Below are 15806 nucleotides of genomic sequence, written 5' to 3' on the forward strand. Positions count from 1 at the left end.
ATGCCGCGGCGCCGCGATCGACGCTTATGCGTCGGCGCGGTTTCGATATGCGCAATCGATGGTTGGTCCGCACGGTGCCCGGCCGTATGTTGATGCTTTTCCCGCAAGAGATTCGATCGTGAACGCCACTTCTCCCCGAACCTGGTTGCCGCCGTATGCGGCACGTGGCGGCGTGTCGCCGGCCGCCTCTGCCGTGCCCGATACACGTGCGGACGATCGCCCGGCCGCGCACGCCGCACCGGCCGGCACGCACAGCGAACGCCTGCTGGCGATCGACCAGGTCAGCCTCGAATACCGCAGCGGCACGCGGATCGTTCGCGCGACGCATCAGGTGAGTTTCGACGTATACGGCAGCGACCGCTTCGTGCTGCTCGGCCCGTCGGGATGCGGGAAGTCGACGCTGCTGAAGGCGATCGCCGGTTTCATCGAGCCCGTGTCGGGTTCGATCGCGCTCGACGGCCGGCCCGTGCGCGGGCCGGGCCCCGACCGCATCGTCGTGTTCCAGGAATTCGACCAGTTGCCGCCGTGGAAGACGGTCGTCGAGAACGTCGCGTTTCCGTTGCGCGCCGCCGCGAAGCTGTCGCGCGCCGAGGCACGCGAGCGCGCGCTGCACTATCTCGACAAGGTCGGGCTGAGCACGTTTGCCGATGCGTATCCGCATACGCTGTCGGGCGGCATGAAACAGCGCGTCGCGATTGCGCGGGCGCTGGCGATGCAGCCGCGCGTGCTGCTGATGGACGAACCGTTCGCCGCGCTCGACGCGCTCACGCGCCGCAAGATGCAGGAGGAACTGCTGCGGCTGTGGGACGAATTCCGCTTCACGCTGCTGTTCGTCACGCACTCGATCGAGGAGGCGCTCGTGGTGGGCAACCGGATTCTGCTGCTGTCGCCGCATCCGGGCCGCGTGCGCGCGGAGCTCAACAGTCACGAACATTCGCTCGCGAACGTCGACACCGGCGACTTCCGCGACAACGTCGCGCGGATCCACCGCCTGCTGTTCGACACCGACACATCCCAGGCACCCACGACGGAGGACGCTGCATCATGAGTACGATCGATCCGGTCCTGCCGCCGCTGCCGCCCGTGCGCGCCGAATATACGCGCACGCTCGACACGCCGCCCGATGCCGAGCGTGCGGCGCCGGCGCCGTTGCTGCGCCGCGTCGCCGGCGCCGCGTGGTTTCGCCGCGGCGTCATCGCGCTCGTGTTGATCGCCGCATGGGAGATCGTCGCGCGCATCGTCGCGAACGATCTGCTCGTCCCCACCTTCGGCGCGACGCTGGCCGCGTTCGTGCAAGGCATCGAGTCGGGCGAACTGCTGGTCAAGACCGGCATCTCGATGTCCGTGCTGCTGCGCGGCTATGCGCTGGGCGTCCTGCTCGCGTTCGCGCTGACGTCGCTCGCGGTATCCACGCGCATCGGCCGCGATCTGCTGACGATGCTCACGTCGATGTTCAATCCGCTGCCGTCCATCGCGTTGCTGCCGATCGCGCTGCTGTGGTTCGGGCTCGGCACCGGCAGCCTGCTGTTCGTGCTCGTGCACGCGGTGCTGTGGCCGCTCGCGCTCAGCATGTATACCGGCTTCGCCGGCGTGCCCGCCACGCTGAAAATGGCCGGGCGCAATTACGGGCTCACGGGCCTGCGCCAGATCGCGCTGATCCTCGTGCCGGCCGCGCTGCCGTCGATCCTGTCGGGGCTGCGCGTCGGCTGGGCATTCGCGTGGCGCACGCTGATCGCGGCCGAGCTCGTGTTCGGCGCGAGCGCGGGGCAGGGCGGGCTCGGCTGGTACATCTTCCAGAACCGCAACGAGCTGTATACGGACCGCGTGTTCGCGGGGCTTGCGGCCGTCATCGTGATCGGGCTGCTGGTCGAGAACCTCGTATTCGATACGCTCGAACGCGCGACCGTGCGGCGGTGGGGCATTCAGCACTGACGCGTCCGTTCGCGATCAATCCCGGCGCGGGCATAACGTAAGCTGAAATCGGTTTTTCACGCGCAGTGGGCGCGTCTCTATACTTTGCGGACGCGTGTAACAGACGCCGTGTAACGGACGCGTGTAACGGACGCCGTGTCGCGCATTGCCGCGACGCTCCCCATCTCCCAAACAAGGACCTGCCGAATGACTGCCCGTGACGCCGTCGATCCGCGTGAAGCATTGCGCGACGCGCTTGCCGCGCTGCCCGATCTCGCGACCGCGATCGGGCACGATGCCGCACAGCGCGAGGCGCGTCGCGAGTTGCCGTTCGAAGGCTTCGCGATCTTCCGGCGCTCGGCGCTGGGCGCGCTGCGGATTCCGGTCGCGCGCGGCGGCCTGGGCGGCACGCTGGTCGACCTGTTCGATACGATCGCGACGCTGGCGGCCGCCGATTCGAATCTCGCGCACGCGCTGCGCATCCACTACGACCAGACCGAGACGCTGCGGATGTCGCCTCGCACCGCATTCAACGACGTGCAGCTCGAGCGCGTGCTGGCCGGTGCGATCTTCGGCGGCGCGTCGACCGAGCGCGGCACGTCGCGCCCGGGCGAGAACACGACCGTGCTGCGCCGCGACGGCGATCACCATCGCGTGACGGGCCGCAAATACTATTCGACGGGCACCGCGTTCGCCGATTTCGCGCGCATCAACGTGGAGAACGAGCAGGGCGACGCGCTCGCGGTGATCATTCCCGTGGCGCGCGACGGCCTGCAGGTGCTCGACGATTGGGACGGCATGGGCCAGCGCATGACCGCGAGCGGCAGCCTGCTGCTGAACGACGTGCAGGTGTTCGCGGACGAAGTGGCTCCGCGCGACGGATTGACGCTCGTCGGCCGTCATTGCGGCGCGCTGCGGCAACTTCATCTCGTCGCGACGGGCGCGGGCATCGTGCGCAACGTGGTGGCCGACGCGCGCCGCTATGTGCTCGCGCACGGCCGTCCCGCGCTGCACAGCCCCGCGCCGACCGCGCGCGACGATCATTTCGTCCAGCAGATCGTCGGCGAGCTGTCCGCGCACAGCCACGCGATCGATGCGCTCGTGCGAGAAAACGCGCGCGCGCTCGACCGCTCCGCCGACGCAATCGAAGCGGGCGCCGCCGATGCGGATGCGCTCGTGCTCGACAGCGCGCTCGCCACTGCCCGCACGCAACTGATCGTCAGCAAGCTCGCGCTGCATGCGGCCGAGCGGCTGTTCGAAGTGGGCGGCGCGTCGGCGACGGCGCGCACGCACAACTTCGATCGCCACTGGCGCAACCTGCGCACGATCTTCAGCCACAACCCGCTGCTACACAAGGCGCGTGTGGTAGGCGATTACGAATTGAACGGCGTGACGACGCACCTGACCGAAGGGCGCGTGTTCTGACGATGGCCACCGCCGGCTATGGCGGTGCCGGCACGCCGCGTTCCAAATCCGGCTTCAACGCCGCAAGCCGGCCTCGCGCAGCAGCGGCAGCACACGCTCGCCGAAGAAGTCGAGATCGGGCTTGAAATCGTAGAAACTCAACTGGATACCGTCGATGCCCGCGCGGTGCAGCCGCACGATGGTATCGGCGACTTCGTCGGGCGCGCCGGTGATCGAGATGTTGCCGCCGATCGCGCGTGCGGCGGCCTGCGCACGCTGCTCGAAACCGCCGCGCCACGCGTGTGCGTCGCTGTCGAAGCGGTGGAAGCTGCCTTCGTCCGCATGCGCGACGATCGCGTCGCGGTACGCGCGCGCTTCGGCCGCCGTCTCGCGGCAGATCACGAGCGGATTGAGCAGCGTGCGGATCGTGCGGCCGCGCGCGGCGGCGGCGGCCTTCACGCGTGCGGTGTGCGCGGGCAGCGCGTCGATCGCGCGTTCGGCGTCGGGGCCGGCCGGGCTCGTGACGAACACGATGTCCGAATAGCGCGCGGCGAACGCGATGCCCGCGTCGGAGCCCGTCGCGTTGATCAGCAGCGGGCGGCCGTAGCGCGGCTTCGGCGTCACGAATGCGCCGCCCAGCCGCCAGCTCGACAGTTCGGGCGTGTAGCTGAAATTGTCCGGTTGCGCCCACAACTGCTGGACCGCGTCGAGGAATTCCGCGGCCATCTCGTAGCGCCGGTCGTGTTCGATCCGGTTCCAGCCGAACATCTCGTGCTCGATCGCGCGGTGGCCGGTCACCACGTTGATGCCCCAGCGTCCGCGCGAGATGTGGTCGAGCGTCGCGGTGAACTTCGCGAAATGGAGCGGATGCCACGGCCCGTACAGCACGTGGCTCGTCGCGACGAGGATGATCCGCTCGGTGCGCGCGGTCAGCGCGGCGAGCGTCATGAACGAGTCGAGCGCCTGACCGTCGAACACGCCGCCGTAGCCGCCTTTCGGCAGCCACTGCGACAGCGCGAACACGAGATCGAAGCCGAGCGCTTCGGCGCGCGCCACGAGATCGGCGTTGTAGTCGAACGTCCAGTCGGTCGAGCGCGGCAGCGTCGATGCGCTCCATCCGCCGGTCTGGATCGGCAGGAACAGCCCGAGCATCAACGGCTGCGCGAGCGTGCGCGACACGGGGCTGTCGGGGAAATCCGCCGGCGAACGCACGTCGACGAACGGCGACGGCGCGAGCGGGGCGGTGACGGAGGAGTCGCTCATCACAGGGTCCTTGCTGAAAGGTGCGGCGCGACGCACGCGGGTGCGCGGCTCGATGCGGCGACGAGCGGTGCGGGACGCGTCATAGCTTGCCCGGCCTCGGATCGGGCACGAAGCCGTCGCGGTTCGGCATCCGCACGCGCGGCAGCGTGCGCGCGTCGAGCCGGGCGTCGCCGGGCACGATGCCGTTCAGGTGGAGAACATACGCGGTGACCGCATAGACGTCGTCCGCGCTCAGCGATTGCGGCGCGTTGTACGGCATCGCCCGGCGAATGTAGTCGAACAGCGTCGTCGCGTAGGGCCAGTAGCTGCCGACCGTCTTTCTGGGCTTCGCGCTCGCGAGCGAGCCGATGCCGCCGACGAGCGGATCGCCGACGCTGCCTTCGCCGCCGGCGCCGTGACACATCGCGCATTTGTCGGCGAACACATGGCCGCCGCGTACGACCGTGCCCGCGCCGGGCGGCAGGCCGCTGCCGTCCGGCGCGACGTCGATGTCCCACGCGGCGAACGCCGCGCGATCGACCGGCTGCCCGAGGCCGAAGCCGGCGCCGAACGCGCCCGATGTCATCGTGCAGGCCGCCAGCAGGCAAGCGAGCGGCTTACGCATTGCGCACCTCGCCGTCCGTGTCGACACGCCAGTTCTGGATGCCGTTGTAGTGGTACTGCGAGTTCAGGCCGCGCGCGGCGACGAGCGCGTCGCGGGTCGGCTGTACGTAGCCGGTCTCGTCGGTCGCGCGGCTTTGCAGGTCGGCCGGCTCGCCGCGCCACACCCAGTCGGCCTCGAAGCGCGTCAGCGCACGGTCGCGTACGTCGCCGGCGAGCCGCGCGGGGCGCCACGTGCGGCCGCCATCGGTCGACACGTCGACGGCGCGAATCCGGCCGCGGCCCGACCACGCGTAGCCGCCGATCGTGTAATAGCCGTGCGCGGCGAGCCGATGGCCGGCCGACGGCCGCGTGATCACCGACTTCGCGTCCATCTCGAACACGAACTGCCGCGCGCAGCCGTCGGGCAGCAGGTTCGTGTATTTCGACGTTTCCTCGCGCGTCATCTCCGGCGCACGCACCAGCTTGAGCCGTCGCAGCCACTTGATGTTCGTGTTGCCTTCGAATCCCGGCACGATCAGCCGCACCGGGTAGCCGTTCTCCGGGCGCAGCCGTTCGCCGTTCTGCGCATAGACGACCAGCGCGCGCTCGAGGATCCGGTCGAGCGGCAGGCTGCGCGTCATCGCCGCGCCGTCCGCGCCTTCGGCGAGCAGCCAGCGTGCGTCGGGATCGATGCCCGTTTCGTCGAGCAGCGTCGACAGCCGGACGCCGGTCCATTCGCAGCACGACAGCAACCCGTGCGTGAACTGAACGGGCAACCCGCTCGGGCCGTTCCATTCGCTGCCGGTGTTGCCCGAGCATTCGAGGAAGTGGATCCGCGATTCGGACGGGAAGCGCAGCAGGTCGTCGAGCGTGAAGACGCGCGGCTCGCGCACGAGGCCGTGCACGACGACGCGATGGCGTTGCGCATCGATGTCCGGCACGCCCGCGTGATGACGCTCGTAGACGAGCCCGTTCGGCGTGATGTCGCCGAACAGGTCGGCGAGCGGCGTCATCGACGAGCCGGAACCGGGTAGCGCAGGGGGGCGGGCGCTGCGACGGATCACGTCGCGCTCGTGCTGACCCGGCACGCCGTACGGTGGCGACAGCAGCGGCGCGCCGGGCGCGCGCGTCCACGGCGGCACATCGAGCGGCGGGCTCGCGAGCGCGCCGCCGGCGGGCAGCATCGCGGCCGCCCAGCCGCCGGCGAGCTGACGCAGCGCCGCGCGTCGGCCGGCGCGCGGCGCACGGGGAGGGAAACGGGAATCGGTCATGGTCGAACGCGTGTCGCACGCGGGAGCCGCGCGCAGGGAAACGATCATTTTCGGCAACCGGGCGCGGCGCGGCAAACAACGATTCCCGCTTTGCTTATCGTGACGATTGCGTCGCGCCCGATGCGCATGCCGTCAGAACTTCACGCGCAGCCCGCTGACGAATGCAAGCTGACGATTCGTCGACGATGCGCTGCCGATGTTCGAGATCGCCGCGATCTTGCGATAGCCGCCCGAGGTCGAGGTGCTCGCATCGCCGGCCGCGAGCTGGTAAATGCCCGACACGTAGATATCGGTGCGCTTCGACAGCGCATAGTCGAACCCGAGCGTGAACTGGTGCCAGCGCGGTTTCAGCGTCTGGCCGCTCGTGCCCGGCAGACCGCTCGCGCGCCCGTCGGTAAACGTATAGACACCGATCAGCGTGGCCGCCGGCGTGAGCTGGTAGCGCGCGTTCACGTCGTAGTTGTTGAACTTGCGCGACGAGCCGTCCAGATAGTCGAGCTGCGTGTGGCTCCACGCGAAGCCGAGCGTCGCGCGGCCAAGCGCGTAATTCGCGCCCACCGCGCCGATCTGCTGCTTCAGTACGCCGCCGTTCAGCCCGTAGAAAAACGCGCCGCTGTAGTCGTTGCCGGTGGTCGAGGTCGCACCGCCCACCGCGCCGCTCGTGTTCGACGCCGCATTCGGATGATTGAACCGCACATAGCCGCCGCCGATCGACAGCGGCCCGTTCACGTAGTTCGCCGATGCACCCCACGCGTTGTTGTTCGAGAATCCGGTGCCCGCGCCGCCATTGGCCTGGTTGCTGAACGCATAAAGCAGGTCGGCCGTGAAGCCGGCGATCGTGTCGCTGCGGAACTTCACCGCGTTGTTCAGCCGGAAGCTCTGGTTCAGGTTGTCGTTGTCGCCCACGTGCGTGGCCGGCGACCAGAAACCCGGCCCCGAGTACGGCGCGACGAGATCGGTGATCGGCTCGTACTGACGGCCGAACGTCAGCGTGCCGAGGCCTTTCTTGCCGAGGCCCACGTACGCTGAGCGGCCGAACAGGCGGCCGCCCTGGCCGAGTCCGCCGTCGCTCGGGCGGAACCCGCTTTCGAGCGTGAACACCGCCTGCACGCCGCCGCCGAGATCTTCCGCGCCTTTCAGGCCCCAGCGGCTGCCGCTCAGCTTGCCGCTCGTCTGCTGGATGTTGCTCGCGCCGCCCTGGTTGTTCGTATACGCGATGCCGGCGTCGACCACGCCGTACAGCGTCACCGAACTCTGCGCATGCGCGCCGACCGAACCGATCGAAACCAAACCCAGTACCACCGTTTTCTTGATCATGACCATCCTCTGTTTTTATCAGTACGTTTGTGAGGATCACGATGCTATTGACGATGGACGCGCCGATGAACGGCCGATCCGTGGTTTGTAATTCGCTGCGCGGCCGATTTGTAATGTGCGCTGCCGTCGGCCCGGCAGGTGCGCCGCGATCGCGTCCGGCGCGCCTGCTGCGGCGAACGCATCGCGCCGACCGCGAACGTCGCTCGCCGGAAATGCACGTATGCGGTCATATCGATCGATGAAATCATTCGATATGCGCAATACCCGTCGTTTGCACGGCGATGCGTTTACGCAACGACCGCTAGGCGGCGACCGGACGATGCGCTATGCGCGTTCGCATATCGATTTCGCAAAACGTTGGTAGGGCCGTGCGGGGCGCAACGGTAGAGTCTGGCATCCGGCCGCGGGCCAGCGTGCCTCATGAACAGCAGGGCGCTCGGCATGCGCGCTTGCCGATTGGGCCGATCAACGACAAAGGAGCCGTTTGACATGAGTCGCGATGTACTGTTTCTGCTGGAACCGGGCTTTGCCGATCCGAAGCATCCGGGCCAGCGCTTCGTCTGTCCGCATGGACTGCCGATCGAGGGGCTGCTGGCGAGCGCGCCCGATCTCGCGGCGCGCCTCGACGTGAAGCGCGTCGGCTTCGAGCGGCCGCGGCCTGCGGTGATCGACGCGCTCGACGACGCGCACCAGGGTCTGCCGGTGCTCGTGCTGGGCCGCGACCGGCCCGCGCCGGACGATGCGCATACGCTCGGCGACGTGCGCTTCGTCACCGACGCGCGCCGCATCCTCGAACTGCTGGCCGAGCGCCACGGCTTTCCGGCGCTGCATTGACGCGGCGGTTTCGCTTTCCATCCGATTCCATCCGATCGACAGGAGCATCCGATGTCGTCAATGTCGGCAGTACGTCGCCGCCTGCTGCTTGCCGGCGCCGCAGTGGCGGCGCATCCATTGGCTGCGTTCGCCGCGCCGGCCGCCGACGCCGATCTGGCCGGCACGACGTTGCGCGTCGCGACCTACAAGGGCGGCTGGCGCGCGCTGCTGCAGGCAGCCGGGCTCGGCGACACGCCGTACCGGATCGACTGGCGCGAGCTGAACAACGGCGTGCTGCATATCGAGGCGCTCAACGCGGACGCGCTCGATATCGGTTCGGGTAGCGAAATTCCCGCCGTGTTCGCCGCGCGCCAGAAAGCCAATGTGAGATTCATCTCGCGTGTGCGCGAAGACCTGAACAACCAGGTCACGCTCGCGCGCAAGGACACGCCGATTCGTGGCATCGCCGATCTGAAGGGCAAGCGCGTCGGCTACGTGCGCGCGACGACCTCGCACTATTTCCTGTATCGACAACTGGCCGAAGCCGGCCTGACCTTCGACGATATCCAGCCGATCAACCTGTCTCCGACCGACGGGTTGTCCGCGTACGATCGCGGCGACATCGACGCGTGGGCGATCTATGGCTACAACGGCCAGCTCGCGCGCAATCGCTACGGCGCCCGCGTGCTGAAAACGGGGAAGGGCTATCTGTCGGGCAATTTTCCGGTGTACGCGAATCCGCGCACGCTCGACGACGCGCGCCGCCGCGCGGCAACGGGCGATCTGCTGCTGCGGTTCCGGCGTGCGTATGCGTGGGCGAACGGGCATTTCCGCGACTACGCCATCGCGCAGAATCGCGAGACGCGCGTGCCGGTTGCCGACCTCGTCACGATGTTCGACCAGCGCAGCGAGGACTACGCGCTGCTGCCGGTGACGCCCGACGTGGTCGCCCAGCACCAGCAGGTCGCGGACGTGTTTGCCCGCATCGGCGTGCTGGACGGGCCGGCCCATGTCGCGCCGTTGTGGGACACGTCGTTCAATCCGCTGGTCGCGGCGGGGTGATGCGAAACGCGCCGCACCACCGGCCGCCTGTGCGTACAGGCGGCCGGTTGGCACGTTCCCGTCATTCACTCGAGCGCCGCCTGACGATGACCGAATCGCTTTGCTCCGAAGCAAGGCCCGCCACGCGCCGTCCGGCGATCGACGCGTTCACCCGCACGCCGTCAGTTCACCCCGACCGCGCTCCATGCGCGCGCGACCGTCGCGCTTTCGGCCGAGTTCACGCCGTACAGGTCATTCGCCGCCTGGATCGACGCACGCCGCGCGTTCGGGTAGCTCGAGTTGGCGTTCAGGTACACGGTCAGCGTCCGGTACCAGATCTTGCCGGCCTTGTCGCGGCCCAACCCGCTGAAGGTCGTGTCGCCGTTGCAGACCAGTTGTGTCCTCGACAGGCCCGTGTCGGTGGACGGCACCGTCGGCCCTTCCGACAGCAGGTAGAAGAAGCGGTTGCCGACACCCGACGTGAAATGCGGATCGTGGCGCGGATTCGACCACGAGAAGCCGCCGGACGGATAGCAACTGTACGACCGGCCGTCGAGATCCTGCTTGTACATTTTCCGCAGGCCGCCGCTCACCACGCGCGCCCCGATCACGTAGTTGCCGGGATCGTTCGGATTGTTCGCGTAGAACTTCACGAGCGTGCCGAAGATGTCGGACGTCGCCTCGTTCAGGCCGCCCGCGTCGCCCGAATAGTTCAGGTTGGCGGTGGCCTCGGTCACGCCGTGGCTCATTTCGTGCCCGGCAACGTCGACCGACACCACGGGTTTCGGCAGGCGCGTGCCCGGCTCGCCGTCGCCGTATGCCATCACGCGCGACGACAGCCATGCCGCGTTCGCGCCGGTCGTGCCGCTGCCGGTATTGAACACCACGTGGGCGTAGCTTTTCACGCCGCGGCCGTCGTTGAAGATGCCGTTGCGGTTGTGCGTGGTCTTGTAGTAGTCCCAAGTCAACGCGAGCCCGTAGTCGATGTCTGCCGCGACGGTCTGCCGGTCGGTGGTCGTATTGTTGCCCCACACGTTCGTGCTGCTCGTGAAGATCGGCAGGTCGGTCGCCTGTTCGACTTCGTCCGAGCTCAGCCCGCGGCCATCGTAGACGGAACCGCCGCCGCGGCCCGGGTCGAGCATCCGGTACGCGTTCGTGCCGGTCTGGTCCGTCGTGAGCGTCAGGTTGCCGTAGTACAGCGAGCGTCCGGTGCCGGTCGCGGCGGCGGTCTTGATCAGGTCCTGTGCGTCGAGCACGGTGCCGGTGCGTGCATCGACGTAGTACAGCACGGCGTCGCCGTGCGTGTCGGTCGCCTTGCCGTAGACGCGTACCGCATAGGCCAGCGTCGGCGTGACGTCGCGTGCGAACACGACGAGTTCCGGGTCGTCGACGCGGCGCACGTCCGAGTTGAAGCGCGCGGCCGCGATGTGCCTGGCCCGCGTCGCGCCTACGTCGGGTGCGTTGCGCACCACGGCGCGGTTCCCGACCTTGCCGATCGTGCCGGCGAGATTGATCGGTGCGAGCTGGGTCACGCTCGCCTGCTTCAACTGCCCGTTGCTCGAGTGGACGACCACGTCGCCGCCTATCACGGGCAGGCCCGCATGGAACCGATCGAAGCGCACGTGCTCGGTGCCGTCGGGATCGACGATCACGTCACGTACCTGGAACTGATCGCCATCGGTCGGTGCGGTTGCTTGCGGCCCCGCGAACTTCAACGTGCGTGCCGTGCCGCCGGTAGCCACACTGAAGGCGGCCGGGTTCTGCTGGATCAGTTGCAGCGCCTTGTCGACCGCGGCCGGCGGGTCGCCGGCCTGGGCAAAAGCGCTGAGACTCGCGATGGTAATCGCGGTGATGGGCAGCAGTCGAGACAATTTCTTCATGTAATTCCCCAGGTTATGAATGGGTTTGTTCGAGGAATGCATCAAGTGATGACTTTTAAACAAGACATGTCGCGAACAGCAGGGGGATGCTAGGAGGTCGTTTTTATAATTACAAGATATTTTCTTTATTATTGATTTTTCATTTCGCTGCCGTTAATCAAGTCGGTATTTGGTGAGGAATTTTAAATGATTATGTCGGGTGCGGCGGGAATATCGGAGGCGGCCCACTGCGGTGGATAACGTCGAAACTTTGTGATATTCGGGCGAGGCAGGTGTGATCAGATGAAGTACCCGGAACCCCGCGCTGGTGGCGTTTGCGCGGTTGGCCGTCGGTGCATCAAAAACGACCTATTTAGAGAGAGGCCGGCGGGGAGGGGACTGCGATTTCCGGGCGCGGGGTCGGAGCTCGTGCACCTGCCCCGGCCCCTAACCCGGCCCGGCCGGCCGACGTCCGCCCCCTGCCGGGCTTGCGGCCTCACAGGAATGCCCGAGACCGCCCCAACGGCCGGCGGCGCCAGCGGCCTGCTATCGCGTCGGGGGGAAGCAGATAGCACATTTTGCTATCATTCGCCCGTTTGGTGATATCAATTTCTGATATCACCCACCCATGAAAACGAAACGCGCCCGCACGCTGACCGCGATCTATACGAAGCCAACCTTCGGCGGCATCGTGTGCGCGGATATCGAAGCTTTGGCTGTCGCGCTGGGCGGCAGCATTCACGCAAGCGCCGGGTCGCGCATCGCCTTCAAGCTGAACGGGGGGCGCCGATACCTGCATCGCCCGCATCCACGAGGCAAAGCGCTATCAGGTGGAGGATGCGCGCGACTGGTTCAACGAATAGCAGATAAAGCCATGACAAACGCAATGACGTACAAGGGCTATTACGCTCGCGTCGATTTCGACGGCCGCGACAATATTTTTGTCGGGCACGTGCTCGGCGTCGACGACAAGATCAGTTTTCACGGTGAGACGGTCGCCGAGCTGACGCAGGATTTTCATGCGGCCGTCGACCACTATCTCGAAGAATGCGCACGCATGGGGCGATCACCGCAAAAGCCTGCGTCTGGAAAGCGGATGCTGCGACTCAATCCTGAGACACACGCGGCCGTCGGTGTCGCGGCGGCCGTTGCAGGCGAGAGCGTGAATCAATGGTCGGAAGAGGTATTAGGGCGCGCCGCGCGCGAAGTGCTCGAACGTGCTGCACACGCGTGATAGAGGTTGTTGGAAATATGACGTATCGGGTCGATGGCTCTCGCGCGATCTGATGGCCGAAACCAGCGTCACGCAATCTCATTATCGACGACAAAATCGCGCGGCAGATCGACGAGCGCGGGTGGACGGATAAAGAGGTTCAGGCGACCGTTGACGATGGCCCTGCAGGGACGACGATGGACAATCGGGGGGCATCGAAGACTCCGGATGGTATTCCCAGAAATGACCCGGCGACTGTGTATGGGTCACCGGATGGTTATGTCATAGTAAATGACATAACCGGAGAAGTTGTCCAGGTGAGCGGGAAGAATGATCCAACATGGATTCACGATGGTCGGATCAAATGGAAATGAACACAATGAATATCGATCATCACCGCGTATACGATTCATCGAATGATTTTTTCTCCCTTGCTGGCAGTATTGTGATGAAACTCACGGCAGAAGCGGCAATCGCTGTTTGCGAGCAAGCAGCCGAACATGGTGTGGTTGTCGCTCGAATCGAAGGTGGAATCTGGCGTAACCCCGGATTCGAAGCGAGAGTCGATTGTATTTGGGATGGCGCTGATCCTCCCATTGACCTGGACACTGCCCAACGAAATAACAAAAGGGCAGCCGAGTTCATTCGGTCGGAGAGTCCTCCCCATGACGTTTTCTTGGTGACGGCCCCGCCGATGACAGGCTGGAGACCCAGACGGCACGCCGATCCTTGACAACCCGTGTTGTTCCAACTCGACGCTACCCCTAGATAAAACATTGCAGAAAGCTCTGTCAGGACTCGCTCTCTTTGAGTGGACTTGCGTCCGGTCGCAAGATTCGAACGCGAGGACGCTTGATCAGCAGCATGTCGTGCAGTCGGTTTTATTTAATTTTACATAATGCTGTTTATCAATTTAAAAGGGTCGAATCCCAAACCAGCCAGAGACCCCATCACCGTCGAGAAGGTATGCATATTGCACCGCAGCCTCGTCTTTCCCGACCAAAACAGGAGAACCGATGAGCGATCCCACCGCAAACTCCGGGACGGCTGCAAAAGCAATACCGTCCCCACGAGACCCCCATCTTCGCGCGCTGGCGAACTGTATCCGCTTCCTCACCATGGACGCAGTACAGAAAGCCAACAGCGGCCATCCTGGTGCGCCAATGGGGCTGGCTGACGTCGCGACGGTCCTGTTCAAGGAGTTCATGCAATTCGATGCATCGGCGCCCCACTGGATCGATCGCGACCGGTTGATCCTTTCCAACGGACACGCGTCGATGCTGCTCTACAGCCTTCTCTATCTCACCGGCTATGCCGACATGACCATTGACGAGCTGAAGCGGTTCCGGCAAGTCGGCAGCAAGACGCCGGGTCATCCGGAGTACTCGCACGCCGACGGAATCGAACTGACTACCGGTCCCCTCGGACAAGGCATCGCGGAATCCGTCGGCATGGCATTGGCCGAGCGCGTGATGAATGCGCACTTCGGCGACGATCTCGTCGATCACTACACATACGTATTTCTCGGTGACGGTTGCCTGATGGAAGGCATCAGCCACGAGGCCATTTCGTTGGCCGGCCACCTCCGGTTGGGCAGACTGATCGCGTTTTGGGACAACAATTCGATTTCCATCGACGGCGCCACCCGGCTCGCGGTCTCGGACAACGAGATCGAGCGCTTCCACTCGGCGGGATGGCACGTCCTGGAAATCGACGGTCACGACACGGATGCGATCCGGAACGCTATCGCTACCGCCCGCGCAACGCCTGACCGACCGACCCTGATCGCATGCAGGACGATCATCGGGTTCGGCTTTCCGACGAAGGCTGGAACCGAGAAAGCCCATAGCGATGCGCCGGGCGAGGATGAAATCGCGGGCGCACGCCAAGCCCTCGATTGGCATTCGCCGCCGTTTGAAATCCCGGATGACTTGCTGAAAGCATGGCGGGAGATCGGCGCGCGCGGCCGCAAGACGAGACTCGCGTGGGACGAGCGTGTCCGCCGGGCGCCGCAGGCGCTACGCACCGAATTCGACCGGCGCAATGCCGGAAAGCTTCCGGATAACTGGCAGGCGGCGATCGCGGCGGCACGGCAGGCGTTTATTGCCAGTGGCAGTGCAATGGCCACCCGCAAGGCCAGCGGTGTGGTGCTCGATCATCTCGTCGACGCGATTCCGGAATTGCTGGGCGGCTCCGCGGATCTGACGCAGTCCAACAATACGAGGACGAAGAACCAGATCGCGATCGAGCCCGGCCGGTTCAAAGGTTCATACCTCCACTATGGCGTGCGCGAACACGGCATGGCCGCGGCCATGAACGGCATCGCGCTTCATGGAGGCCTCATTCCGTACGGTGGCACCTTCCTGTGTTTTTCGGACTACTGCCGTCCGGCGATCCGGTTGAGCGCGATGATGCGGGTGCGATCCATCTTCGTGATGACGCACGATTCCATCGGTCTCGGAGAAGATGGCCCCACTCATCAACCCGTCGAACACCTTGCCGCCCTTCGGGCCATTCCCCAACTCGCCGTCTACCGGCCGGCCGATCCGGTCGAAACGGCAGAGTGTTGGGAACTGATTCTCGAACAGCCCCGCCGGGCTGCACTCCTCGCATTGTCGCGCCAGCCGATGCCGCTTCTGCGCAACGAGCCTGGAAACGAAAACAAGTCGGCGCGGGGCGCCTATGTCTTGCGGGAGGCCGATGGCGGGCCGCGCCAACTCACGCTGCTCGCGACAGGTTCGGAGGTCGACTTCGCCGTCCAGGCGCGCGACATCCTGCAACAGGAAGGAGTGCCGACAGCCGTTGTATCGATGCCGTGCCGCCTGCTCTTCGAGGAACAGCCACGCGACTATCAACGGGCCGTGCTCGGCACTTCTCCCGCGAGAGTCGCGGTCGAGGCGGCGGTCGAACTGGGATGGGAGCGGTACATCGGTCCGCTAGGCCGGTTCGTCGGAATGCACGGCTTTGGCGAGTCCGGGAAAATCAAGGATGTGTACGACAAGTTCGACATTACGGTCGACGCGGTTGTTCGCGCGGCGCATGAGGCGCTATCCGACGCGTGACATTGCCGCGATCCGCCTGAGATCCGACGACTTCGCAGAGCGCGTAGACATGCCTCGAGAAGCGGGCGGC

The 15806-nt window shown here is 65.8% G+C and carries 14 protein-coding genes; 9 read left to right on the forward strand and 5 right to left on the reverse strand.

The window, feature by feature from the left end; genetic code table 11:
* The first annotated feature begins 58 nt into the window (after window positions 1-58).
* From CFB52_RS32525 to CFB52_RS32535, 3 genes are all read left to right on the forward strand, one after another.
* Entirely contained in the window at window positions 59-1048 is a 990-nt protein-coding gene (locus CFB52_RS32525) for an ABC transporter ATP-binding protein (protein ID WP_060011074.1), read from the forward strand.
* Entirely contained in the window at window positions 1045-1932 is an 888-nt protein-coding gene (locus tag CFB52_RS32530; protein ID WP_060967012.1) for an ABC transporter permease, read from the forward strand. Before CFB52_RS32525 ends, CFB52_RS32530 begins: the two co-directional genes overlap by 4 nt.
* 186 nt (window positions 1933-2118) lie before the next feature.
* The gene (locus CFB52_RS32535) at window positions 2119-3336 is read left to right on the forward strand and encodes an acyl-CoA dehydrogenase family protein (RefSeq protein ID WP_099318463.1); all 1218 of its coding nucleotides are present in this window, start codon (window positions 2119-2121) and stop codon (window positions 3334-3336) included.
* 54 nt (window positions 3337-3390) lie between these two features.
* Here the strand turns inward: CFB52_RS32535 and CFB52_RS32540 are convergent, their stop codons facing one another.
* The 4 genes from CFB52_RS32540 to CFB52_RS32555 all read right to left on the reverse strand — a co-directional run bounded on the left by CFB52_RS32540 (window position 3391) and on the right by CFB52_RS32555 (window position 7748).
* Window positions 3391-4578 carry an LLM class flavin-dependent oxidoreductase gene (locus tag CFB52_RS32540; protein ID WP_060011070.1) on the reverse strand — a complete coding sequence of 396 codons (1188 nt, stop codon included), beginning with the start codon at window positions 4576-4578 and terminating at the stop codon, window positions 3391-3393.
* A 79-nt stretch (window positions 4579-4657) separates the two neighbouring features.
* Entirely contained in the window at window positions 4658-5182 is a 525-nt protein-coding gene (locus tag CFB52_RS32545; protein ID WP_059575170.1) for a c-type cytochrome, read from the reverse strand.
* A complete protein-coding gene (gene soxC / locus CFB52_RS32550; RefSeq protein WP_059575239.1) occupies window positions 5175-6431 on the reverse strand; it encodes a sulfite dehydrogenase in 1257 nt (418 codons plus the stop codon). Before soxC ends, CFB52_RS32545 begins: the two co-directional genes overlap by 8 nt.
* Before the next feature lie 132 nt (window positions 6432-6563).
* Window positions 6564-7748: a porin gene (locus CFB52_RS32555; RefSeq protein ID WP_099318604.1), complete on the reverse strand. Its 1185-nt coding sequence runs from the start codon at window positions 7746-7748 to the stop codon at window positions 6564-6566.
* 489 nt (window positions 7749-8237) lie between these two features.
* Between CFB52_RS32555 and CFB52_RS32565 the strand changes: the two genes are divergently transcribed.
* Together CFB52_RS32565 and CFB52_RS32570 are read left to right on the forward strand one after the other, a co-directional pair.
* Window positions 8238-8582, forward strand: coding sequence for a DUF3088 domain-containing protein (locus CFB52_RS32565; RefSeq protein ID WP_099318464.1), 345 nt, complete (start codon window positions 8238-8240; stop codon window positions 8580-8582).
* A 51-nt stretch (window positions 8583-8633) separates the two neighbouring features.
* Entirely contained in the window at window positions 8634-9623 is a 990-nt protein-coding gene (locus CFB52_RS32570) for an ABC transporter substrate-binding protein (RefSeq protein ID WP_059637416.1), read from the forward strand.
* 161 nt (window positions 9624-9784) lie between these two features.
* Here CFB52_RS32570 and CFB52_RS32575 read toward each other — a convergent pair whose 3' ends face one another.
* Window positions 9785-11482 (reverse strand): M4 family metallopeptidase, encoded by a 1698-nt coding sequence (locus CFB52_RS32575; protein ID WP_059575176.1) that lies wholly within the window; start codon window positions 11480-11482, stop codon window positions 9785-9787.
* A 607-nt stretch (window positions 11483-12089) separates the two neighbouring features.
* Between CFB52_RS32575 and CFB52_RS35280 the strand changes: the two genes are divergently transcribed.
* The 4 genes from CFB52_RS35280 (at window position 12090) to tkt (ending at window position 15736) form a co-directional block, all read left to right on the forward strand.
* Complete coding sequence (locus CFB52_RS35280) at window positions 12090-12695, forward strand: toxin-antitoxin system HicB family antitoxin (RefSeq protein WP_230971905.1); 606 nt, start codon at window positions 12090-12092, stop codon at window positions 12693-12695.
* Between the two features lie 83 nt (window positions 12696-12778).
* Window positions 12779-13048, forward strand: a complete 270-nt coding sequence (locus tag CFB52_RS32590) for a colicin E5-related ribonuclease (protein ID WP_257220858.1) — start codon at window positions 12779-12781, stop codon at window positions 13046-13048.
* A 5-nt stretch (window positions 13049-13053) separates the two neighbouring features.
* Entirely contained in the window at window positions 13054-13407 is a 354-nt protein-coding gene (locus CFB52_RS32595) for a colicin immunity protein (RefSeq protein WP_081075341.1), read from the forward strand.
* Window positions 13408-13690: 283 nt separating this feature from the next.
* The gene (gene tkt, locus CFB52_RS32600; RefSeq protein WP_060011066.1) at window positions 13691-15736 is read left to right on the forward strand and encodes a transketolase; all 2046 of its coding nucleotides are present in this window, start codon (window positions 13691-13693) and stop codon (window positions 15734-15736) included.
* The last annotated feature ends 70 nt before the right edge of the window (window positions 15737-15806 follow it).

Origin of the sequence: Burkholderia sp. AU18528 (assembly GCF_002223215.2) — a bacterium.
In the GTDB taxonomy this organism is placed as follows: domain Bacteria; phylum Pseudomonadota; class Gammaproteobacteria; order Burkholderiales; family Burkholderiaceae; genus Burkholderia; species Burkholderia semiarida.

Excerpts from the sequence above, each read along its gene's own strand:
- CFB52_RS32525 (WP_060011074.1), top strand. The coding sequence starts at position 59 with ATGGTTGGTCCGCACGGTGCCCGGCCGTATGTTGATGCTTTTCCCGCA.
- CFB52_RS32530 (WP_060967012.1), top strand. The coding sequence starts at position 1,045 with ATGAGTACGATCGATCCGGTCCTGCCGCCGCTGCCGCCCGTGCGCGCC.
- CFB52_RS32535 (WP_099318463.1), top strand. The coding sequence starts at position 2,119 with ATGACTGCCCGTGACGCCGTCGATCCGCGTGAAGCATTGCGCGACGCG.
- CFB52_RS32540 (WP_060011070.1), bottom strand. The coding sequence starts at position 4,578 with ATGAGCGACTCCTCCGTCACCGCCCCGCTCGCGCCGTCGCCGTTCGTC.
- CFB52_RS32545 (WP_059575170.1), bottom strand. The coding sequence starts at position 5,182 with ATGCGTAAGCCGCTCGCTTGCCTGCTGGCGGCCTGCACGATGACATCG.
- soxC (WP_059575239.1), bottom strand. The coding sequence starts at position 6,431 with ATGACCGATTCCCGTTTCCCTCCCCGTGCGCCGCGCGCCGGCCGACGC.
- CFB52_RS32555 (WP_099318604.1), bottom strand. The coding sequence starts at position 7,748 with ATGATCAAGAAAACGGTGGTACTGGGTTTGGTTTCGATCGGTTCGGTC.
- CFB52_RS32565 (WP_099318464.1), top strand. The coding sequence starts at position 8,238 with ATGAGTCGCGATGTACTGTTTCTGCTGGAACCGGGCTTTGCCGATCCG.
- CFB52_RS32570 (WP_059637416.1), top strand. The coding sequence starts at position 8,634 with ATGTCGTCAATGTCGGCAGTACGTCGCCGCCTGCTGCTTGCCGGCGCC.
- CFB52_RS32575 (WP_059575176.1), bottom strand. The coding sequence starts at position 11,482 with ATGAAGAAATTGTCTCGACTGCTGCCCATCACCGCGATTACCATCGCG.
- CFB52_RS35280 (WP_230971905.1), top strand. The coding sequence starts at position 12,090 with ATGAAAACGAAACGCGCCCGCACGCTGACCGCGATCTATACGAAGCCA.
- CFB52_RS32595 (WP_081075341.1), top strand. The coding sequence starts at position 13,054 with ATGAATATCGATCATCACCGCGTATACGATTCATCGAATGATTTTTTC.
- tkt (WP_060011066.1), top strand. The coding sequence starts at position 13,691 with ATGAGCGATCCCACCGCAAACTCCGGGACGGCTGCAAAAGCAATACCG.